The 21878-nt window shown below is 66.7% G+C and carries 21 protein-coding genes; 2 read left to right on the forward strand and 19 right to left on the reverse strand.

Annotation, left to right across the window (positions count from 1 at the left end; all coding sequences use genetic code 11):
* Positions 1-41: 41 nt before the first annotated feature.
* From secG to rpe, 14 genes are all read right to left on the reverse strand, one after another.
* Positions 42-275 carry a preprotein translocase subunit SecG gene (secG, locus tag CH295_RS22520; protein ID WP_032398009.1) on the reverse strand — a complete coding sequence of 78 codons (234 nt, stop codon included), beginning with the start codon at positions 273-275 and terminating at the stop codon, positions 42-44.
* Between the two features lie 119 nt (positions 276-394).
* Positions 395-1180, reverse strand: coding sequence for a triose-phosphate isomerase (gene tpiA, locus CH295_RS22525; RefSeq protein ID WP_094634370.1), 786 nt, complete (start codon positions 1178-1180; stop codon positions 395-397).
* Positions 1181-1183: 3 nt separating this feature from the next.
* Positions 1184-2395 carry a phosphoglycerate kinase gene (locus CH295_RS22530; protein ID WP_037189379.1) on the reverse strand — a complete coding sequence of 404 codons (1212 nt, stop codon included), beginning with the start codon at positions 2393-2395 and terminating at the stop codon, positions 1184-1186.
* Between the two features lie 5 nt (positions 2396-2400).
* Positions 2401-3420: a type I glyceraldehyde-3-phosphate dehydrogenase gene (gene gap / locus CH295_RS22535; RefSeq protein ID WP_037189380.1), complete on the reverse strand. Its 1020-nt coding sequence runs from the start codon at positions 3418-3420 to the stop codon at positions 2401-2403.
* Between the two features lie 120 nt (positions 3421-3540).
* Positions 3541-4524: a DNA-binding protein WhiA gene (gene whiA / locus CH295_RS22540; RefSeq protein WP_032398005.1), complete on the reverse strand. Its 984-nt coding sequence runs from the start codon at positions 4522-4524 to the stop codon at positions 3541-3543.
* Positions 4515-5540 carry a gluconeogenesis factor YvcK family protein gene (locus CH295_RS22545; protein WP_094741969.1) on the reverse strand — a complete coding sequence of 342 codons (1026 nt, stop codon included), beginning with the start codon at positions 5538-5540 and terminating at the stop codon, positions 4515-4517. Before CH295_RS22545 ends, whiA begins: the two co-directional genes overlap by 10 nt.
* Positions 5537-6403 (reverse strand): RNase adapter RapZ, encoded by an 867-nt coding sequence (gene rapZ, locus CH295_RS22550; protein WP_037190045.1) that lies wholly within the window; start codon positions 6401-6403, stop codon positions 5537-5539. The genes CH295_RS22545 and rapZ overlap by 4 nt, the downstream gene beginning before the upstream one ends.
* Before the next feature lie 83 nt (positions 6404-6486).
* Complete coding sequence (gene uvrC / locus CH295_RS22555) at positions 6487-8577, reverse strand: excinuclease ABC subunit UvrC (protein ID WP_037190046.1); 2091 nt, start codon at positions 8575-8577, stop codon at positions 6487-6489.
* A 71-nt stretch (positions 8578-8648) separates the two neighbouring features.
* Positions 8649-9089: a PH domain-containing protein gene (locus CH295_RS22560; protein ID WP_037190047.1), complete on the reverse strand. Its 441-nt coding sequence runs from the start codon at positions 9087-9089 to the stop codon at positions 8649-8651.
* A gap of 29 nt (positions 9090-9118) precedes the next feature.
* Positions 9119-9616, reverse strand: coding sequence for a 6,7-dimethyl-8-ribityllumazine synthase (ribH, locus tag CH295_RS22565; RefSeq protein ID WP_094741970.1), 498 nt, complete (start codon positions 9614-9616; stop codon positions 9119-9121).
* Positions 9613-10902, reverse strand: coding sequence for a bifunctional 3,4-dihydroxy-2-butanone-4-phosphate synthase/GTP cyclohydrolase II (locus CH295_RS22570; protein ID WP_094634587.1), 1290 nt, complete (start codon positions 10900-10902; stop codon positions 9613-9615). The genes ribH and CH295_RS22570 overlap by 4 nt, the downstream gene beginning before the upstream one ends.
* Positions 10903-10988: 86 nt before the next feature.
* The gene (locus CH295_RS22575) at positions 10989-11600 is read right to left on the reverse strand and encodes a riboflavin synthase (protein ID WP_037189383.1); all 612 of its coding nucleotides are present in this window, start codon (positions 11598-11600) and stop codon (positions 10989-10991) included.
* Positions 11601-12632 carry a bifunctional diaminohydroxyphosphoribosylaminopyrimidine deaminase/5-amino-6-(5-phosphoribosylamino)uracil reductase RibD gene (gene ribD, locus CH295_RS22580; protein ID WP_502694526.1) on the reverse strand — a complete coding sequence of 344 codons (1032 nt, stop codon included), beginning with the start codon at positions 12630-12632 and terminating at the stop codon, positions 11601-11603.
* Complete coding sequence (gene rpe, locus CH295_RS22585) at positions 12632-13306, reverse strand: ribulose-phosphate 3-epimerase (RefSeq protein WP_094634368.1); 675 nt, start codon at positions 13304-13306, stop codon at positions 12632-12634. Before rpe ends, ribD begins: the two co-directional genes overlap by 1 nt.
* A 36-nt stretch (positions 13307-13342) precedes the next feature.
* Between rpe and CH295_RS22590 the strand changes: the two genes are divergently transcribed.
* Positions 13343-13732 (forward strand): MmcQ/YjbR family DNA-binding protein, encoded by a 390-nt coding sequence (locus CH295_RS22590; protein WP_141217070.1) that lies wholly within the window; start codon positions 13343-13345, stop codon positions 13730-13732.
* Here the strand turns inward: CH295_RS22590 and CH295_RS22595 are convergent, their stop codons facing one another.
* The 3 genes from CH295_RS22595 to CH295_RS22605 form a co-directional block, all read right to left on the reverse strand.
* A complete protein-coding gene (locus CH295_RS22595) occupies positions 13733-15202 on the reverse strand; it encodes an RsmB/NOP family class I SAM-dependent RNA methyltransferase (protein WP_094634366.1) in 1470 nt (489 codons plus the stop codon).
* Entirely contained in the window at positions 15199-16122 is a 924-nt protein-coding gene (gene fmt, locus CH295_RS22600; RefSeq protein ID WP_094741971.1) for a methionyl-tRNA formyltransferase, read from the reverse strand. Before fmt ends, CH295_RS22595 begins: the two co-directional genes overlap by 4 nt.
* 87 nt (positions 16123-16209) lie before the next feature.
* Positions 16210-16923: a PadR family transcriptional regulator gene (locus tag CH295_RS22605; RefSeq protein WP_502694540.1), complete on the reverse strand. Its 714-nt coding sequence runs from the start codon at positions 16921-16923 to the stop codon at positions 16210-16212.
* Positions 16924-17245: 322 nt separating this feature from the next.
* Between CH295_RS22605 and CH295_RS22610 the strand changes: the two genes are divergently transcribed.
* Complete coding sequence (locus CH295_RS22610) at positions 17246-18976, forward strand: GGDEF domain-containing protein (RefSeq protein WP_252342145.1); 1731 nt, start codon at positions 17246-17248, stop codon at positions 18974-18976.
* Here CH295_RS22610 and CH295_RS22615 read toward each other — a convergent pair.
* Positions 18892-19743, reverse strand: coding sequence for a cyclase family protein (locus tag CH295_RS22615; RefSeq protein ID WP_094741972.1), 852 nt, complete (start codon positions 19741-19743; stop codon positions 18892-18894). The genes CH295_RS22610 and CH295_RS22615 overlap by 85 nt on opposite strands.
* 80 nt (positions 19744-19823) lie before the next feature.
* Positions 19824-21791, reverse strand: coding sequence for a primosomal protein N' (locus CH295_RS22620; protein WP_212556211.1), 1968 nt, complete (start codon positions 21789-21791; stop codon positions 19824-19826).
* Positions 21792-21878 lie beyond the last annotated feature (87 nt).

Consider the following 21878-nt stretch of genomic DNA (forward strand, 5'->3'; position numbering starts at 1 on the left):
TCGTCGCTCCGTCACCAACTCGCACTCGGAGCCGAATTCGATCAGGTGTACTTGATCTCCAGACCGATACCGAGAATGGCGATGAGCCAGATGATGCCGGTGAAGACCGTGAGGCGATCGAGGTTCTTTTCGACAACGGTGGAGCCGGACAGGCTGGACTGCACACCGCCACCGAACAGGCTGGACAATCCGCCGCCCTTGCCGCGATGCAGCAGGATCAGCAAGATCAGCGCCAGGCTGGTGATGACCAGCAGAATATCCAGAAACAGATCCATGTCCACCTCAAACTCGATTCGATGCCTTCAGCAGCCTACCTGGCCCCGAGAACGGCTTCGGACACCCCGCCGAAGCGAGGTGTCCGAGAACCGTTCGATACAGCGTTGCCGATGGCCGATCAGGGCAGCGGGCCGCCTGCGGCGATAGCCGACAGTGTGGCGAACTCGTCCGCCTTGAGCGAAGCGCCACCGACCAATGCGCCGTCGACGTCGGGCTGGCCGACGATCTCGCCGACGTTCTTCGCGTTGACCGAGCCGCCGTACAGCACGCGGACGCCTGCGGCGACCTCGTCCGAGGACAGCGACTTCAGCTCCTCGCGGATGGCGCCGCACACTTCCTGCGCGTCCGACGCCGACGCGACACGGCCCGTTCCGATCGCCCACACCGGCTCGTAGGCGATGACGATCTTGGAGATGTCCTCCGCCGACAATCCACTGAGCGAACCACGCAGCTGCGTGACGTTGTAGGCCACGTGCTCGCCGGCCTCGCGGATGTTCAGACCCTCTCCGATGCACACGATCGGGGTGAGGCCGTTCTTCAGGGCCGCCTTCGTCTTGGCGAGCACGACTGCGTCGTCCTCGCTGTGCAACGTGCGTCGTTCGGAGTGACCGACGACGACGAAGGTGCACCCCAGCTTGGCCAGCATCGATCCGCTGATCTCGCCGGTGAAGGCTCCCTTGTCCTCGGACGAGACGTCCTGTGCACCGTAGGTGAGCAGGAGTTTGTCGCCCTCGACCAGAGTCTGCACGCTGCGGATGTCGGTGAACGGCGGAATCACCGTCACGTCGACCTTGTCGAAGTACTTCTCGGGCAACGAGAACGCGATCTTCTGCACCAGCGAGATCGCCTCGAGGTGGTTGAGGTTCATCTTCCAGTTGCCCGCGATGAGCGGCTTACGTGCCATGCGTTACGCCTCCAGGACGGATAGGCCGGGGAGCTGCTTGCCTTCGAGGTACTCGAGGGAAGCACCGCCGCCGGTGGAGATGTGCGAGAAGCCGTCGTCGGGCAGTCCGAGGGTGCGCACCGCAGCCGCGGAGTCGCCGCCACCGACGACGCTGAACGCGCCCTTCTCGGTGGCGCCGATGATCGCTTCCGCGATGCCCTTGGTGCCGGCCGAGAACTTGTCGAACTCGAACACTCCTGCCGGTCCGTTCCAGAAGACGGTCTTGGCATTCGACAGGACGACGGAGAAACGACTGACCGAGTCGGGTCCGATGTCCAGGCCCATCCAGCCGTCCGGAATCTCGGACGCCTTCACGGTCTTCGCCTCGGCGTCCGCCGCGAACTTGTCTCCGACGACGATGTCGACGGGCAGGTGGATCACATCGCCGAAACGCTCGAGCAGGTCCTTGCAGACCCCGATCTGATCCTCCTGCAGCAGCGAGTTTCCGACCGAATAGCCCTGTGCAGCAAGGAAAGTGAATGCCATGCCGCCGCCGATGACAAGGGTGTCGACCTTGGGGGCCAACGCCTCGATGACGCCGAGCTTGTCCGAGACCTTGGAGCCGCCGAGCACCACCGCGTACGGACGTGCAGCGTCCTCGGTGAGCTTGGCCAGCACCTCGACCTCGGCCGCGACGAGGGTGCCCGCGTAATGCGGCAGCAACTGCGCCACGTCGTAGACCGACGCCTGCTTGCGGTGCACGACGCCGAATCCGTCGGAGACGAATGCTGCGTCGTCGCCGGCCAGAGCAACGAGCTCACGAGCCAGAGCAGCTCGCTCGGACTCGTCCTTGCTGGTCTCGCGCGGATCGAAGCGAATGTTCTCGAGCAGCAGCACGTCGCCGTCGGTCAGACCCTCGGCGCGAGCCTCGGCATCCTGACCCACCACGTCGCCCGCGAGCTGAACGTGGCGTCCGAGCAGCTCGCCGAGCTTCGCTGCGACCGGAGCCAGGCTGTACTTCGCGTCGGGCTTGCCGTCCGGACGACCGAGGTGTGCGGTGACGATGACCTTGGCACCCGCCTCGACCAGTGCCCGAAGAGTCGGGATCGACGCCTGGATACGGCCGGGATCGGTGATCGTGCCGTCCTCGAGCGGGACATTGAAGTCCGATCGCACGAGGACGCCACGGCCTTCGACACCGGCATCGAGCAGATCCTGCAGTGTCTTGACAGCCATCGGTGTCAGAGGGACTTGCCGACGAGACCGATGAGGTCGGCGAGGCGGTTGGAGTAGCCCCACTCGTTGTCGTACCAGGAGACGATCTTGACCTGGTCGTCGATGACCTTCGTCAGCGGCGCATCGAAGATCGACGAGTGCGGGTCGGTGACGATGTCCGAGGACACGATGGGATCGGTGTTGTACTTGAGGATGCCCTTCAGCGGGCCCTCGGCAGCGGCCTTCATCGCAGCGTTGATGTCCTCGGCGGAAGCCGACTTCTTCAGCAGTGCGGTCAGGTCGGTGACCGAGCCGGTGGGGATCGGAACCCGAAGCGCGTAGCCGTCGAGCTTGCCGAGCAGCTGCGGGAGAACCAGGCCGATGGCCTTGGCTGCACCGGTGCCGGTCGGCACGACGTTCAGCGCTGCGGCGCGGGCGCGACGCAGATCGCTGTGCGGGCCGTCCTGCAGGTTCTGATCCTGCGTGTACGCGTGAATCGTGGTCATCAGACCCGAGACGATGCCGAACTCGTCGTCGAGAACCTTGGCGATGGGGCCGAGGCAGTTGGTGGTGCACGACGCGTTGGAGATGATGTTCTGGCTGCCGTCGTACTTGTCGTCGTTGACGCCCATCACGATGGTGATGTCCTCGCCCTTGGCAGGCGCGGAGATGATGACCTTCTTGGCACCGGCGTCGATGTGGCCCTGTGCCTTCGCAGCGTCGGTGAAGATGCCGGTGGACTCGACGACGACGTCGACGCCCAGGTCACCCCACGGAAGTGCGGACGGGCCCTCGCGCAGCGACAGCGCCTTGATCTTCTGGCCACCGACGACGATGGTGTCCTCGCCCTCGAGCGAGACGTCGTGCGGCAAGCGGCCCAGGATCGAGTCGTACTTGAGCAGGTGTGCGAGCGATGCGTTGTCGGTCAGGTCGTTGACAGCAACGATTTCGATGTCGGTGGTACCGAGCGCCTTCTGCGCATCGACAGCCCTGAAGAAGTTACGCCCGATGCGGCCGAAGCCGTTGACGCCTACCCGGATCGTCACTGTTCGCTCCTAAAAGTTGTGAAAACAGATGTCTGATTGTTCCTGCGTGCGGGGTGCCACACGCGGTTCCCACCCTAGTGTGCGCGCAGGCAGAGCGCGCGCATCACACGATCGAGCCGATCACGCCTCGTCGAGCAGTTCGGCGGTGACCGCCGACTCGGTGTCCGGAATTCCGGTTTCCTTCGCCTTGCGGTCGGCCATCGACAGCAGACGTCGGATTCGGCCTGCCACAGCGTCCTTGGTCATCGGTGGGTCGGCCAACTGGCCCAGTTCCTCCAGAGACGCCTGCCGATGCTGGACTCGGAGCGAGCCCGCCGCGGCCAGATGATCCGGCACGTCGTCGCCGAGAATGTGCAGGGCCCGCTCGACACGCGCTGCGGCGGCCACGGCGGCCCTGGCCGAGCGGCGCAGGTTGGCGTCGTCGAAGTTGGCGAGCCGGTTCGCGGTGGCCCTGACCTCGCGTCGCATGCGTCGTTCTTCCCAGATCAACCGAGTGTCCTGTGCGCCCATCCGCGTGAGCAGTGCCCCGATCGCCTCGCCGTCGCGGACGACCACTCGATCCGTGCCGCGGACCTCGCGTGCCTTGGCGGCGACGCCGAGACGTCGAGCGGCTCCGACGAGCGCGAGCGCTGCTTCGGGGCCCGGGCAGCTGATCTCCAGGGCCGACGATCGACCGGGTTCGGTGAGTGAACCGTGCGCCAGGAATGCCCCACGCCATGCTGCCTCGGAGTCCCCCACCGTGCCGCCGACGACCTGCGCGGGCAGGCCGCGAACCGGGCGGCCGCGTAGGTCCAACAGGCCGGTCTGCCGCGCCAGCGCCTCGCCGTCCTTGGCGACGCGCACCACGTAGCGAGAGGTCTTGCGGAGCCCGCCTGCTCCGAGCATGTGCACGTCGGAGGAGTAGCCGTACAGCTCGAAGATCTCCCGACGCAGTCGTCTCGCAATGGACCCGAGGTCCACCTCGGCCTCGACCACCACCCGGCCCGCCACGATGTGCAGTCCGCCTGCGAATCGCAGCAGTGCGGACACCTCGGCCTTGCGGCAACTGACCTGACTGACGGTGAGCCTGCTCAGCTCGTCCTTGACCTCCGCTGTCATGGCCACGAAGTGATCCCCTCTCTGCGTGCGGCAGTCGGTACGGTGCCGTCGGTGGACGACACGATGGAGCCGAGAGCCGCAGCAAGCTTGCCGTAATGATGTGCGTGGGTGCCGTTTTCGGCAACGTCGACGTAAACGACCTCGGCACCGAGCCGGGCTGCCGCCCGCGCCACGTGCTCGCGGTTGCTGCCTTCCGGGACCGAGGCGGAATCGACCAACACGTAGTCGATTCCCAAATCCGGTGCGTGTTGGGAGAGTACGTGGACATGGCGCTCGGCGGAGAATCCGGTGGTCTCGCCCAGTTCGGGTGCCAGGTTCAACACCAGTACTTTCGGCGCGCTCGTGCGAGCCAGCGCGGCGAGCTGATCCGGCACCAGCACGTGTGGGATGACGCTGGAGAACCACGATCCCGGTCCGAGCACCACGAGGTCGGCCTTCTCGATCGCAGCGAGCGCATCCGCGGAGGCGGGCGGTTCGGGTGGAAGCAGTCGGACGCGGCGGACCTTGCCCGGAGTCGTCGCCACTGCCACCTGTCCGCGAATGACACGGCTCACGCGTGGGTCGTCCTCGAGACCGGAGACGTCGGCCTCGATGTCGAGTGCGATCGGCGACATCGGAAGCACTCGTCCTTCGATTCCGAGCATCCGCACCATCTCGTCCAGTGCGGCGATCGGGTCGCCCAGTACCTCGGTCAGGCCGGCGAGGATGAGGTTGCCCACAGAATGTCCGGCCAGAGCGCCCGTGCCACCGAAGCGGTGCTGCAGGACATCGGTCCAGAGTTGCGTTCTCTCGTCCGAGCGTGCCAGCGCGGCCAGTGCCATACGCAGGTCCCCGGGCGGAATGACGCCGAGCTCGGCGCGCAGACGCCCCGAGGATCCCCCGTCGTCGGCGACCGTGACGACGGCGGTGACGTCGTGACCGAGCAACCGGGCCGCCGACAGCGTGGCGTACAGGCCGTGGCCGCCTCCGAGCGCGACGATCTTCGGGCCGGATACCGGTACTTCGGTGTCGAACTCGCTCATTCGCGACCCAGATCCCGATGCAGCACGCGCACCGACACATCGCCCTGATCGGCGAGAATTGCGGCCAGTGCTTCGGTCATCGCGACACTTCGGTGCTTTCCTCCGGTGCAACCAACGGCCACCGTCATGTATCTCTTGCCTTCCCGCACGTATCCCTCGATCGTCAAATTCAGCAGGTGCGTGTATGTCTGCAGGTAGTCGCGTGCCCCGTCCTGCCCCAGCACGTAATCGCGGACGTCCGCGTCCTGGCCGGTGTGTTCGCGCAGCTCGGGGACCCAGTGTGGATTGGGCAGAAAGCGCACGTCGCACACCAGGTCGGCGTCCATCGGCAGGCCGTACTTGAATCCGAACGACTGGACGGTGACGCCGACGCCGGTGGTGTCGGCGTCGCCGAACACCGTCTCGATCTTGCGCCGCAACTGGTGCACCGACAGTGATGTGGTGTCCACGGTCAGATCCGCAGCTGCCTTGACCTGGGCGAGTCGCAGCCGTTCGGCGGTGATGCCCTCGGTCAACGTTCCGTCCTGGCCGTCGTTCTGCAGAGGATGGCTGCGCCGGTTGGACTCGAATCGACGGATCAGCACGGCGTCGGACGCGTCGAGGAAGAGCACTCTGTTGCGTACGCCCTTGGAGTCGAGTTCTTTCACGACCCAGCCCAGATCGCCGGTGAACAGGCGGCTTCGAACGTCCATCACCAGTGCCAGGCGCTCGATTCTGGGCTGGGACTCGAGCCCGAGATCGACCATCTTGGAGATGAGCTCCGGCGGCAGGTTGTCGGCGACGTACCAGCCGAGATCCTCGAGAATTTTGGCCGCAGTGCGCAATCCGGCGCCGGACACCCCGGTGACCAACGCCACCTCGATCTCGTCGTGCCGCGACTCCCCCTCGGAGGACTGTTCGAGGTGCTCTTCGGACGGTGGATGTCTCTGTGTCTGGTGTTCGCTCACTACGAAGCCTGTCCCGCCGATTCCACACGCGGTGCGATCGCATGTTCCGCCGTGTTCTCGCCCGATGTCGTTGCAGTTGCGCTGCCATCATCGCCTACATCGGCGTCGTCCGTGTCGGAACCCAGCGCGGCCAGCACCGACTTGGCCGTGGTCTCTCCGATCCCGGGAACCTCGACGATCTCCGCGACCGTCGCACGCTTGAGGTTGGCAACCGAACCGAAGTGTGCCACCAGCGCCGTTCGACGTGACTCGCCGAGTCCGCGGACCGAATCGAGAGCCGACGCCGTCATCCGCCGTGATCGCTTGCTGCGATGGAACGTGATCGCGAACCGGTGCGCTTCGTCGCGAACCCGCTGCAGCAGGTAGAGCGACTCGCTCGTGCGCGGCAGGATGACCGGATCCTCCTCCCCCGGAACCCATACCTCCTCGAGCCGCTTCGCCAGGCCGACCACCGCAACATCGGTCACGCCGAGCTCGTCCAGTACCGCCGCGGCAGCGGCCACCTGAGGGGCACCACCGTCGACGACGAACAGGTTGGGTGGATACGCGAATTTTCGCGGTCGTCCGGTCTGCGGATCCAGCGCCGCTTCGGGGGCCAGATCGCCCCCGGTCCCCTCGGCCGAACCGTCCGCGGAGTGCCGCAGGAATCGGCGACGAGTCACCTCGGCGATACTCGCCACGTCGTCGGAGTGCCCGTCGCCTGCCGCTTCCTTGATCGCATAGTGGCGATAGTCGCTCTTGCGGGGCAATCCGTCCTCGAAGACGACGAGCGAGGCGACCACGTCGGTTCCCTGCACGTGGGAGATGTCGATGCACTCGATGCGCAGCGGTGCGGAATCGAGATCGAGCGCCTCCTGGATGCCTTGCAGCGCAGCCGATCTCGACGTGAAGTCGCCTGCGCGTTTGAGTTTGTGCTGCTGCAGGGCCTCCTTGGCGTTGCGTTCGACGGTCTCGGCCAACGCCTTCTTGTCGCCGCGTTGGGGAACACGCAGGGTCACGTTCGAGCCCCGGAGTTCACTGAGCCAGACCTGTACCTCGTCGGCGTTGTCCGGCAGGACCGGAACCAGCACTTCCCTCGGGACTGCATTGGAACCACCGTCGTCGCCGCCCGGTGCCTGTGCGGACAGGGCAGCCTGCTCGCCGTAGAACTGCGTCAGAAACTGTTCGACCAGAGCGGGGAGATCGGCCTCGTCCTGGCGTTCGATCACCTCGCCTGCCTTCTCCACCACCCAGCCGCGTTGCCCTCGTACACGGCCGCCTCGGACATGGAAGACCTGAACGGCAGCTTCCAGGGCATCGGTGGCGAAGGCGACGAGATCGGCGTCGGTGCCGTCGCCGAGCACCACCGCCTGCTTCTCCAATGCTCGACGCAGCGCACCGACGTCGTCTCGAAGACGCGCAGCGGTCTCGAAATCCAGGTCCTCGGATGCAGCCTGCATCTTCTTCTCGAGCTGACGAACCAGCTTGTCCGTCTTTCCGGCCAGGAAGTCGCAGAAGTCCTCGACGGTGCGGCGATGCTCGTCGGCACTGACCCGGCCGACGCACGGTGCCGAGCACTTGTCGATGTACCCCAGCAGGCATGGCCTGCCGATCTGATTGTGGCGCTTGAACACTCCGGTCGAGCACGTGCGCGCAGGAAATACTCGCAGCAGGAGATCCAGCGTCTCGCGAATGGCCCACGCGTGCGCGTAGGGGCCGAAATAGCGCACGCCCTTGCGTCTGGGTCCGCGGTAGACGAACAACCGCGGGTATTCCTCGTTCATCGTCACCGCGAGCATCGGGTAGCTCTTGTCGTCGCGGTAGCGGACGTTGAACCGTGGATCGAATTCCTTGATCCAGTTGTACTCGAGCTGCAGGGCCTCGACTTCGGTGGTCACCACGGTCCACTCCACCGAAGCCGCGGTGGTGACCATCTGACGAGTACGTGGATGCAGAGACGCTATGTCTGCGAAGTAGGAATTGAGCCGACTGCGGAGGCTTTTGGCCTTTCCCACGTAGACGACGCGACCGTGCGGATCTCGAAATTTGTACACCCCCGGCTCCACCGGGATGGTTCCGGTGGCCGGGCGGTAGGTAGCGGGGTCGGACACGGCATCCACGTTAGCCGTCGGGTCCGACGTTCTCCGCATCCGCAGCTCAGCTGCGGTGCGGAGGAACGACGTCAGTCCTGATCGACCTGAGCGGGCGCGTATTTGCGTTCGAGGGTGCGGAACTTTCGTACCGCAGACACCGCATGGTCACGATCGTTGGACTGGATGGCCATCACGTTGATGAACTCGTCGTCGGGAATGTCGACCCTGGCCCACATCGCGCCGTCGGGGAAGGACAGACCACGCACCAGATCCCATTCGATGAGACGCTCCGACAACAGGTTCCGTACCGCGACACCTGCAGGCCCGACGCGAATGCGCGGGCGCGTCAGCACGAGCGCCAGGCCTCCCAGAAGAAGTCCGATTCCCGCCATCGCCAGTTGGTCGGCGGTTCTGAAGTACACACCGGTCGGCGACACTCGCAGCAGGACGGCGACGGTGGAGTGCGCCACCACGAGCAGTACCGCCGTCGCGATGGCGTACCGAGCCGATTTGCGCGACTTCACTTCCATGTCCCACTCGGCGGACGGTGCGCTGCCGGTCACGTGAACTCCTGATTCGTCCATGGCTGGCGTAAGTGCTTGAGGGTGAGAGCTGTGTCGATCGCGGCCGCCGTGGCCTGAGCGCCCTTGTCCTCGAACGAACCGGGCAGTCCGGCGCGATCGAGCGCCTGCTGCTCGTCGTTGGTGGTGAGCACGCCGTTGGTGACCGGAGTGCCCTCGTCGAGCGAGACTCGCGTCAGACCGGCCGTCACGGCGTCGCACACGTACTCGAAATGCGGTGTGCCCCCGCGAATGACGACACCGAGAGCAACGACGGCGTCGTGGTTGCGGGCCAGTTCCTGCGCCACGACGGGCAGTTCGATGGCTCCGGCCACACGGATGACCGTGACGTCTGCGATCCCCGCCGACTCTGCCTTGCGGAGTGCACCGTCGAGCAGCGCCTGGGAGATCCTCTGGTGCCACTGACCGGCGACTATCGCCAGCTTGAGATCACTCGCGCCTGCCAGCTGCAGGGTGGGTTCGCCTTCGCCGCTCATGAGGTGGTCCCATTTTCCTGGGCGGGAGTGGAGCCTGCGGAATGACCGGTTTCGTACTCGTCGAGCCCGGTGAGGTCGTGGCCCATCCGGTCGCGTTTGGTGCGCAGGTAGGTGAGGTTCTCCGCGTTGGCGCGCAGCGGCATCGGCACCCGCTCGGTGACGTGCAGGCCGTAGCCGTCGAGGCCCACCCGCTTGGCGGGATTGTTGGTCAGCAGCCGCATCGAGGACACGCCGAGGTCGACGAGGATCTGGGCACCGATCCCGTAGTCGCGGGAGTCGGCGGGGAGTCCGAGCTGCAGGTTGGCGTCGACGGTGTCGGAGCCTGCGTCCTGGAGTTGGTATGCCTGGAGTTTGTGCAGCAGACCGATGCCGCGCCCCTCGTGTCCGCGCATGTACAGCACGATGCCGCGCTCCTCGGCGGCGACCATTTCCAGGGCCGCGTCGAGCTGTGGTCCGCAGTCGCAGCGCAGTGATCCGAACACATCGCCGGTGAGGCATTCGGAGTGCACTCGAACGAGCACGTCGTTGCCGTCTCCGTCGGGGCCTGCGATGTCGCCGCGAACGAGCGCGACGTGTTCGACCTCGTCGTAGATGCTCTGATAGCCGACGGCTCGGAAAGTGCCGTGGCTGGTGGGGATTCGGGCGTCGGCGACGCGGACGACATGCTTCTCGTGCTTGCGGCGCCAGGCGATGAGGTCGGCGATGGAGATGAGGGCGAGGTCGTGTTCGTCGGCGAAGACGCGCAGCTCGTCGGTCTGGGCCATCGCGCCCTCGTCCTTCTGACTGACGATTTCGCAGATTACGCCCGCAGGCCGTAGGTCCGCCATGCGCGCGAGGTCGACGGCAGCCTCGGTGTGTCCGGGGCGACGCAGCACTCCGCCGTCCTTGGCGCGCAGCGGTACGACGTGGCCGGGACGGGTGAAGTCGTTGGCCCCGGTGTCGGGGTCGGCGAGCAGTCGCATCGTGGCCGCACGGTCGGAGGCCGAGATTCCGGTGCCGATGCCTTCGCGGGCGTCGACGGTGACGGTGTAGGCGGTGCCGTGCTTGTCCTGATTGGTGGCGAACATCGGCGGTAGGCCGAGGCGGTCGCAGTCCTCACCGGAGAGCGGAACGCAGAGGTAGCCGGAGGTGTAGCGGACCATGAAGGCGACCAGTTCCGGGGTGGCCTTCTCGGCGGCGAAGATGAGGTCGCCTTCGTTCTCGCGGTCCTCGTCGTCGACGACCACCACTGCTTTGCCCGCAGCGATGTCCGCAACTGCGCGCTCGATACTGTCGAACCTGGTCACCACGCTGTGCTCCATACGTCTCGGGCCTGGCTCAGCGCCCTGGAAATTCTCCGATGCACCATCGACTGCGTGCACGTCAACAGTACTTACTGTGCGTCGATCGTCTGCAGCCGCTCCACGTACTTGGCGATGACGTCGACTTCGAGGTTGACCGGCGATCCGACCTCGGCCGTGCCGAGAGTGGTCAGGTCGAGGGTGGTGGGGATCAGGGAGATCTCGAACCAGTGCGCTCCGTCGTCGACGCCGAGGCCGGAGACGGTGAGCGAGACGCCGTCGACGGTGATCGAGCCCTTCTCGACGACGTACCGCGCGACCGAGGTGGGCAGTGCGATGCGCACGACGGTCCAGTTCTCGGACGGGGACCGGCCGATGATCTTCCCGGTGCCGTCGACATGGCCCTGCACGAGGTGCCCGCCGAGACGGCTGCCGAGCGCGGCTGCACGCTCGAGGTTGACGCGGCTGCCCACGTCGAGAGCACCGAGGCTCGAGCGGTTCAGCGTCTCCTGCATTACGTCGGCGGTGAATCCGCCGTCGGGCAGCACCTCGACGACGGTCAGGCAGACCCCGTTCACCGCGATGGAGTCGCCGTGGCCTGCATCCGAGGTCACCACCGGGCCCCGAACGGTGAACCGCGCGGCGTCGGGCAGTTCGTCCTTGGCGACGATCTCGCCGAGCTCTTCGACAATTCCGGTGAACATCTACTTCGCTCCTTCGGGCACGACGCCGATCAGAATGTCGTTGCCGATCATGGTGACTGTCTCCGTGCGGAACCGAATTGCGTCGGCAATTGTTCCGATGCCCGCATTCTCCACCGCTGCGGGTCCGCTGCCCAACACCGCCGGTGCGACGTACGCCACGACGCGGTCCACCAGGCCCGCGGCGAGGAATGCTCCGGCCAGCGTCGGACCGCCTTCGATCTGGATGTCGGTGTGCTCGTTCAGGGCGTCGATCACGGCCGCTGGGTCGTGTGTGTCGAGGAACACCGTGGGTGCGTCGGAACCACGGATTGCCGCGGTCGACGGTATCGGCCTCGATCCGACGACGACGCGCACGGGTTGATGGGGCGCAAGGGTCCCGTCGGGACGTCGTGCGGTCAGTCGTGGGTCGTCGGCCAGTACGGTGCCGGTCCCGACGACGATGGCGTCGAGCTTGGTGCGCTCGGCGTGGACGTGCGCCCGGGCCTGAGGTCCGGTGATCCACTGGCTCGTGCCGTCCGCGGCGGCGCTACGTCCGTCGAGGGTGGCGGCGTACTTCCAGGTCACGTGCGGTCGCCCGGTGCGTTGCTTGTGCAACCAGGCTCGCAGTGGCCCCTGCCGCACCTCGGTCTCGCCCATCCCCCGTTCGACGCGAACGCCGGCCGCACGTAGGGCCGTTCCGCCGCCCGACGCGAGCGGATTCGGATCGGCGACGGCATGCACCACCGCGACGATGCCCGCGTCGATCAGGGCCTGTGAGCACGGACCGGTGCGGCCCGTGTGATTGCAGGGTTCGAGAGTCACCACCGCGGTGCCGCCGCGAGCTCGGTCACCGGCCTCGGCCAGCGCGACGATCTCGGCGTGCGGACCGCCGGGCGGACGTGTCGAGCCGATGCCGACGACGACGCCACCGGCGTCGAGAATCACCGCGCCGACGGCAGGGTTGGGACTGCTGATCCCCCGGGCGGACTCGGATGCCTCGACGGCGAGGGCCATGGCGTCCGCGATGGACATTGCTGCGCCCTGGCCGTTCATTACGACAGGTGGTGTGAAGCGCGGGCAGCTCGGTCACGCAGGTCGCGCACGGCGGCTGCGGGGTCGGCGGTGTTGTAGACGGCCGATCCGGCCACGAAGCAGTCGATTCCGGCCTCTGCGGCCTGCTCGATCGTGTCGGAGTTGATGCCGCCGTCGATCTCCACCACAAGTCTGAGGTCACCGGAATCGACGAGTGCCCGAACGGCTTTCGCCTTGGACAGCACCTCGGGCATGAACGACTGTCCGCCGAAGCCCGGTTCGACGCTCATCACCAGTAACGTGTCGAAGTCGCGCAGGATCTCGAGGTACGGCTCGATGGGTGTTCCCGGTTTGACGGACAGGCCTGCTTTGGCTCCCGCTGCCCGGATGTCGCGTGCGACCGCGGACGGGTCGTCGGTCGCCTCGGCGTGGAAAGTGACGTTGTACGCGCCTGCCTCGGCGTACGGCGGGGCCCAGCGGGCCGGGTCCTCGATCATCAGGTGGCAGTCGAGGGGGATGTTCGTCGCCTTCAGCAGACTCTCCACGACCGGAAGCCCCAGGGTGAGGTTGGGTACGAAGTGCGCGTCCATGACGTCGACGTGCAGCCAGTCGGCTCCGGACACGGCATCGGCTTCGGCAGCCAGACGCGCGAAGTCTGCGGACAGGATCGAGGGGGCAATCATCGGGGAAACCACGATTGACGAGCCTAGCCGAGCCGGTATCGTTCGCCCATGACCACCATGGATTCCGTGACGGCGGTGATCGCCGAGCTTCCCGAGGTCACCGAGAGTGTCCGGTACGGCCACCCGGCGTGGTCGGTGGGCAAGAACGTGTTCGCGTGGGTCCGCCCGTTCAGCAAAGCCGATCTGAAGCGGTTCGGCAGCGAGATTCCGCCCAGCGGGCCGATCCTCGCCGTCCGCACCGCCGACCTCCACGAGAAGGAAGCCATCCTGGCCGCACACCCGCGGGCGTGCTTCACCATCTCGCATTTCGACGGGTTCGCTGCCGTTCTGGTGGATCTCGACAACACCGACGACGACGAACTGCGGGAACTGGTCATCGACGGGTGGCTCGTCTACGCCCCGAAACCCGTGGCCGAGACGTTCCTGGCCGGCAACTGATCACATCGGTTTACGCAGCGCCGCCATGAACATCGCGTCCGTACCGTGCCGGTGCGGCCACAGTTGCACGGACGTACCGTCGCCGAGTTGCGGCACTCCTGGCACGAGCTCGCGGGTGTCGAGCTGTTCGACGCCGTAGCGGCGGACCGCGTCGGCGACGACGGCGGTGGTTTCGGACAGGTGCGGAGAACACGTCGAATACAGCACCACTCCGCCCGGGCGTACCAGGTCGATCGCCGCTGCCAGCAGTTCTTTCTGCAGTGTCACCAATGCCGCCACATCGGAGGGTCGACGACGCCACCGGGCCTCGGGCCTGCGGCGCAGGGCACCGAGCCCGGTGCACGGCGCATCGACGAGCACTCGGTCGTAGCCGCGGTCGAGTCCGGACGTTCGACCGTCGACGGTGTGCACCGTCACCGGAAGGTCCTTGGTCGTCTTGGACACCAGATCGGCTCGGTGCGGTGTCGGTTCGACGGCGTCGACCGTGGCTCCGTCGATTTCGGCGATGGCCCCGAGCAGGGCAGCTTTACCGCCCGGTCCGGCGCACAGGTCCAGCCACCGGCCCCCGTCCTCGCCGACGAGTGGCGCGAGGGTGAGCGCCCGGCCGACGAGTTGACTGCCCTCGTCCTGCACTCCGGCCAGTCCGTCACGGACGGCGTCGATCTTGCCAGGATCTCCGCCGTCGAGGTGCACGGCGTACGGCGAATAGGGACCTTCTTCTCCCCCGGTGATCAGCGCCAGCTCTTCGGCGGAGATCTCGCCGGGCCGGGCCACCAGGTGTACCGAGGGACGCGCGTCGTCGGCCTCGAGGACGGCGGCGAGTTCACCGGCGTCCGCCCCGAGTGCGTCGGCGAAGGCCTGTGCGATCCACTTGGGGTGGGCGTACTCGAACGCGAGGTGGCCGACGGGATCGACCGCCGCCTCGGGTGCGAGCTCGTCCACCCACTGCTCGGCCGTACGCTCGGACACGCGCCGCAGCACCGCGTTGACGAAACCTGCCTTGCCGGTACCGAATTCGGACCGAGCCAGGTCCACCGACGTGGCTACGGCCGCGTGGGGTGCCACCCGGGTGCGGAGCAGTTGGTAGGAGCCGAGCCGCAGAATGTCGAGCAGCGGCCCGTCGATCTCGGCGGCGGGCCGACCGGCGGCATGGGCGATCACCGCGTCGAGCACGCCACGCGCTCGGGACGCACCGTAGGCGAGTTCGGTGGCCAGCGCGGCGTCGCGCGAATCCAACTTGCGCTCGCGCAGCAGTCCGGGGAGCACCAGGTTGGCGTACGCATCCCGTTCACGCACGGCCTTGAGGACGTCCCGGGCGGCACGTCGGGCCGGGTCGATCGCGTCGACGGCACGGGGTCCTGCACCCTGCGGGGGTCGGTTTCCCTTCGGACCGCGCGCACCGGGCGACTTCTTGGTGGTCTTTCGGGCTGGACTCGACTCGCGCTTTCGAGGCCTGTCGGGTTCTGTCATCGCGCTACCGCCGTATCGTCCAGCCGAGCGCCTCGCGCCCAGTCGAGTGCCTTCATGAGCTTCTTGCCCTGTGGTTGAACATCGCCGAGAACGACTGCGGTCGTGCCTGTTCCGATGTGCACGCCGGACTTGCGCACCGCTATCTCGCCCGGGGCCAACGTGTCCTCGGAGCGTGTCGTCGGGGCTATCTTGACGCGGAGTTCACCGATCGTCGTCCATGCGCCCGGTGCGGGGGTGACCGATCTGATGTGCCGGTCGACGAATGCTGCAGATCGAGTCCAGTCGATGCGGGCGGCGTCGACGCTCACCTTGCTCGCGTAGGAGATTCCGTCCTCGGGCTGCGGGTGCGCGGATGCCGTCCCGTCCTCGATTGCGTCGAGGGTGGCAGCGAGTAGGTCCGCTCCACTCGATGCCAGTCGGGTGAGCAGGTCCCCTGTCGTATCGGTTGCGCGTACCCGCTCGGTGACGACGCCCAATACCGGCCCGGTGTCCATTCCCGCGTCGAGCAGGAAGGTGGAGGCACCGGTGATCTCGTCACCTGCGGCGATGGCCGCCTGCACCGGTGCGGCACCTCGCCACGCGGGCAGCAGCGAGAAGTGCAGGTTGATCCAGCCGAAGCGAGGGATATCGAGCACCGGCTGCGGCAGCAGTGCACCGTATGCGACGACCGGACACACGTCGGGTGCGAGTTCGGTGAGCTGTGAGACGAAATCCGGATCCGAGGGCTTCGCGGGTGTGAACACCGGGATTCCGTGCTCGTCGGCCAGCTGCCCGACCGGTGACCGCATCGTCTTGCGACCCCTGCCTGCAGCGGCGTCGGGCCGAGTCACCACCGCGATCACCTCGTGGCGTTCGGACTCCAGCAGTCGCCGCAGCGACGGGACTGCGGGCTCCGGTGTACCGGCAAAGACGACGCGCACTCGAGCAACTCCCTGGGATGGACGAAAGGATCTCGGGTGTTCATCCTAGGGAGTCGCGAGCGCTGCGGACGATTCCGCACCTGTCGATCACGTCGCGTCGGGGGCGTCGACCGTGTCGTCGGGATCTCGATCGGCCGGACCGTCGTCGGCGAGGATCCGATACAGCGACCTGCGTGCCTCGGTGAGAATCTCGGCTGCCTGTTCCACCTGTTTCGGTGTGCCGACTCCGGCTACCTGACCGGCGGCGCCCATCAATTGACCGATGAGCGCCCGAAGATCCCTGGCGTCGACACCGACGGACTCGGCCACGTCGTCCCATGGGCTGCCCAGGTCGGCTCGATGATTCTCCGTGTGTAATCGCCCCTCGTCGGTCAACGCAGCCGTCTTTCGACCGGCCACCTTGTCGATGAGGACCAGACCCTCGTCTTCGAGTTGCGACAGGGCCGGATAGATGGAGCCCGGGCTCGGCTTCCAGGTGCCGTTGCTCTTCTCGGCGATCTGCTGGATCAGTTCGTATCCGTGCATCGGACGTTCCTCGAGCAAGAGGAGGATTGCAGCACGCACGTCCCCGCGTCGCCCTCGCCCTCCCCGACCCCGGCCTCGACCGAAATCTGCATTGGGTCCGAAACCGCCGGGCCCGAAACCGCCGGGGCCGAAGCCGGGGCGCATGCCCTCTCGTCCTCGTCCGAACGGGCCACCGGCATGCCGACTGCGTTCGCTGTGCCCTCTCTTTCCGCGGCCTCGCTCTCGCGGACCCTGATCGTCCGACGGGCCGCGATCGTCGCTCTGCGCGACCCACATCTCGAACGGTGCTCCTCGCATGTGTCGACGTGCGCCTGCGCGACGTCCGAATTCGTGTGCGAATCCTTCGAATGCGTAGTTCATGTCGTACTCCTTCGTATCGATTGACAAGTCGACGATATATCGGCAATAGATCTTTGGCAAGGCCCAGAGGCAACCTCCGAATTTCCGCATCCGAGGAACGCGTCGTGGATCGCTCTCGCTCGTTAGAATGGCGCGGTCGGTACGAGCTCTCGTGGACCGCACCGGAATCCAGCGGCCGGCTCGACAGCGCCCGCTCACGAACGAGGGGGGCCGTGTGGCCGGATCGACGAGGCGACGCGTGACCGTCGTTCTCGGCTGCGTCCTCGCCATCGTCCTGCTCGCCGGCTCCAACGTTCTCGGCCAGCGAATCTCCGTGCTGATCGACGACGTCGCACAGCTCGCGGGTGGTATCACCGCGACGATCGTGTGTTGGCGGACCGCATCCACGAGGACGGGCTCCGAACGACAGTGGCGCGTTCTGATGGCCGCAGGAATGGCGTGCTGGAGTGCAGGCATGGCGGTCTGGGCCTTCTATCGATCCGCTCTCGACATGCCGCTGCCGACTGCATCGATCGCCGATGTCGGGTTCTTTCTCTTCCCGATCTTCGCCGTGCCCGCGCTGCTCGCCTTCGTCGGTCTGTCGCCCCGACGGGCTGCCGCAGGTGCACGCCATGTCTGGGTGATGTCGTTGCTCGACGGGGCCGTCGTCGTCGGGTCCCTGTTCGTTCTCTCCTGGGCCACCGTGCTCGGTGCAGTCGTGCACTCGTCGGAATCCGAATCGATCGAGTTCCTCGTGGCGATCATGTATCCCATCACCGACCTGGTTCTCGTGGCCATGATCGTGCTACTCGCCGTGATCCCGAAGATCGCGGCGCGATACCGAACGCAGCTCACCCTGCTCGGTGCCGGCATCCTGATGATGGCGGTATCCGACAGCATCTACGCGTACCTCGTCGCCACCGGCGCGGACTTCATGCCGGTTCTGACCGACGGCGGGTTCATCGCCGGCACTGCGCTCATCGCTCTCGCGGCCGCCTCCCCGCGGACCGTCGACGAAACCCCGTCGCCGCTCGGCTCGTCGTCACACGGATCGTCGCGGTACGGATCGGAGCCCACCGCAGGGGCGTGTACCGAGACCGTCACCGGTGAGAGAACGCAGCTGCTGTTGCCGTACGGGCTCATGGGTGCGATAGGGATCGTGTTGGCGATACTGCGTGTGCAGACCGGGAACCTGGATTCGACCGTCATCGTCCTCGGGGTTGCAGTGGTGCTGCTGTCCCTGGTTCGCCAGGTGATCACCCTGGTTCAGAACGACAATCTGCTTCGGAGCCTGACTCGGGCACAGGCCGAGCTGACGTACCGCGCGCACCACGACGGACTGACCGGACTGCTCAACCGGTCGTCGTTCGACGAACACCTTCGAGCCGCGGTGAACGACGCCCGAGCGGGCCGAGGCCCCGCCGTCCTACTGCTGATCGACCTCGACGACTTTAAGAGCGTCAACGACAGATTCGGCCACGGCGGCGGTGATCGACTACTGGTCGAACTCGCACGCCGCCTCGACCGATGCGTGGTCGACGGTGTGGTGGCGCGCTTCGGCGGTGACGAGTTCACCGCACTGGTGTACGCCGACCTCGATGCCGGTCGCGCGACGGCTGTCCGCATCGCCGACGCGATGCGGACCGCCCACGAGATCGACGGCCATTCGGTGTCGGTCGGCGTGTGCGTGGGCGTGGTGCAGATCGGTCGACTCGACCGCACACCCCACGACTCCACGACCGTGGCCGGATCCGACACCGGCACCGACACCGCCGACGTCGACGAGGAGGACGAGTTGATGCGGCTGGCCGATCGCGCGATGTACAAGGCCAAACGCGAGGGCAAGGCCGGAATCTACGCCTACGACACCGCGGGCACACTCAGCGCGGTGCCGAGCGGCACCGATCACGCGACTCGTGGGACCAAACCGAAAATGGTTGCAGGCGAGCCGGATCCGGCTCGGTTGATCGGACCACCGACCAGAACGTAGGCGCCGGTGGTCGGAATCGACTCCAGATTGGTCAGGTTCTCCAGACTTATCCGACGCCGGTCGTAGAGCTTGACGGACACCGGATAGGTGTCGTCGTTGCCCAGATCGGGCCCGAAGGTGTCGGTGCCGAGGGCACCTCTGTCGGCGAGCCTGCCCGTGTCGATCAACCACTGCGCGGCCTCCGCGGAGAACCCGGGTTGGTGCGTCACCCCGTCCGCGTCCGCGTTGGCGTACGCATCGGTCCCCCACCGTGACTCCCAGCCGGTCCACAGAACGACAGCCGCCCCTGGCGGAATGGCTCCGTTGACTGCTTCCCAGTTCTGCAGGTCTGCCACGGTCACGGCGTAGTCGGCGTCGGCCGCCGCCCGATCACGGATGTCGATCTTCACCGCAGGCAGAAACAGATCCTCCGGATCGAGCTGGTCGGCGGTCAGCCCACCTTCCTGGAAGTGCGCAGGCGCTCCCCAATGCGTGCCGGTGTGCTCGCCCTCCTTGACGTACTGGAGGTAGAAGCCGTCGTCCGCGACGGTGAACGCCGTCTCTAGCGAGAATTCGGGATCGCCGGGAAAGATCGGGGTGAGCGCCGGATCGTTGACGTGCGAGAGCGACACGATCCGTAGCAGTCGGTCCAACGGAACGGCCGGTATCGGTGGCTGCGCCGAGCCGGTACCGGGCAGGGCGTCGGCGGTGGTGGGCGACACCAGACGGGCCCCGATCACCACTGCCAAACCTGTTGTCACACGGCGAAAAAGCTGTCTTCTCTTCATGTCCCCCGACCCATCTCTCGTCGGCGCCCCGTGCACCGCCCCGAGGCAACCCTAGGCCACGGCGAGCCCCGACGGCAGTGTCAACCGATTCGAATCGGGTCTATCTGAACCCGCACTCCCGCACCGAGTTTCTTGGCGCTACGGGACGCCTGCGCGGTGGCCAGCGCCCGCGCCAACGCCGCCCCGGTGCTCCGCGGCACGCGTATCAACAGCCGCTGCACATCACCGGGAAGTACGTCCTCACCGCTGCCCGCAGGTGCCCGTTGGCCGTCCGGCAGATCGACGGGTCCGAGTATTTCCACTGCCTCGGGCAGATCTGCGCTCTCCACCAACGCAGTGATCGCATCGGTGGTTCCGTCGATCGCCGCGACGTGCACGGCGGGTGGGAACCGTACCTCGACTCGCTCGTCCAACTGACTTCTGGCGTGCCACAGCGGATCCCAGCGAACCAGCGCCTGCACCGTGGGTATCTCGGATTCGGCGACGACGACCACTCGGCCACCTGCCGCACCCGGCCGGACCAAGGCGGCGGCCGTCATCCACCGACGCAGTGTTTCCTCTGCCGCGCGCAGGTCTGCCCGGCCGAGCAGCGCCCAGCCGTCCAGCAAGAGGGCAGCGCCGTACCCACCGTCGACCGTCGGTTCGGCACCGACGGTGGACACGACGAGACCGGCACCCGGCTGGACGGCGTCGAGCACGGCGGCACCTCCCGAGTTGTGTACCGGTACGCCGGGAAATGCCCGTCCGAGTTCCTCGGCGGTGCGGCCCGCTCCGATCACGACCGCACGCAGGTTGCGTGATCCGCATACCGTGCACCGATGCGCGGTGTCGGCGATTCCACACCACGAGCACGTCGGACTGCCCGCTCCGTCGCTGCCCGGGGCGGAGGGCAGCGCCAGCGGCCCGTTGCACCGGCGACACCGAGCCGGGTGCCGACACTTGGCACACGCCAGTGACGGTACGTATCCGCCGCGCGGAACTTGAACCAGCACAGGCGAATCGGCCTTCAGTGCGGCTCGCGCCGCCTCGAACGCGATCGCGGGCAACCGGGCGACACGGGCTGCCGGATCCCGCGCGAGCGCATGGTCAGAGTCCGCCAAGGCCACCACATGGGGTTGACGCTCACGGACCAGCTCGCGGGAGGCCACCAGGTCGTGTGCCCAACCGGAATCCACGAGAGCTTCCGCCTCCGCCGTCCGTGAATGTCCTCCGATCACCACTGCTGCCCCTGACACGTGCGCCCGAAGCAACGCCACTTCTCTGGCGTGCGGATACGGTGATCTGGGCTCGGCGAAACTGTCGTCACCGTCGTCCCAGATGGCAATCATGCCGAGAGTGGACACCGGCGCGAACACGGCGCTGCGTGTCCCCACCACGACGACCGGGCCCGATCGCAGACCACGCAACCATTGCCGATACCGCTTCGCCGGGCCCAGTCCGGCGGACAGCGCCACCACCCGGTCGGCACCGAGCAGGGTCACACAGGCCGTCTCCAGTCGATCGAGGTCTCGCTGATCGGCTACCACCACCACCGCGGAACGACCGCCTGCCACGGTCACGGCAGCGGCCTCCGCCAATCGCACCGGCCACCGCTCACCGGGCAACGCCTGCCATACCGCTCGCGGTACGCGTCCCGATGCCAACGCATCGAGGAAGTTCGAGCCGTGGGTGTAGGCCGACCAGGCTGCCCGGTCGATGTCGGGCTCGACGGGCGGCTCGACGACAGGTGTCTGCTCCGCCTCGACTCGGGCATGGCGAGCCGGGATCGCCAGACGCAGCACATCCGCTCTGGTCCCGGCATACCGATCGGCCACCGCCTCGGCCAGTTCCGCGATCTCCGGGGTCAGAACTCGCTCCGCCGACACCACCCGATCGAGCCAGCCGAGCTTGCCGGAGTGCTCGGTCTCTGCCAGTCTCGCCAGCACGAAACCGTCGACCAATCGTCCTGCGAACCGCACCCGAACTCGGACACCGGGCTGAGCATCACTGCTCACCTCCTCGGGAACGAGGTAGTCGAACTCGCGGTCGAGATGCGGCAGCGGCAACATCGGGAGAATGCGCGCGATCGGAAGATCCGACGCCGCCACCCGCGCTACGCCTGCCACCGCACCTCCTCCTCGATTCTCACCCCACAC

The organism is Rhodococcus sp. 14-2483-1-2, from assembly GCF_002259405.1.
In the GTDB taxonomy this organism is placed as follows: domain Bacteria; phylum Actinomycetota; class Actinomycetes; order Mycobacteriales; family Mycobacteriaceae; genus Rhodococcoides.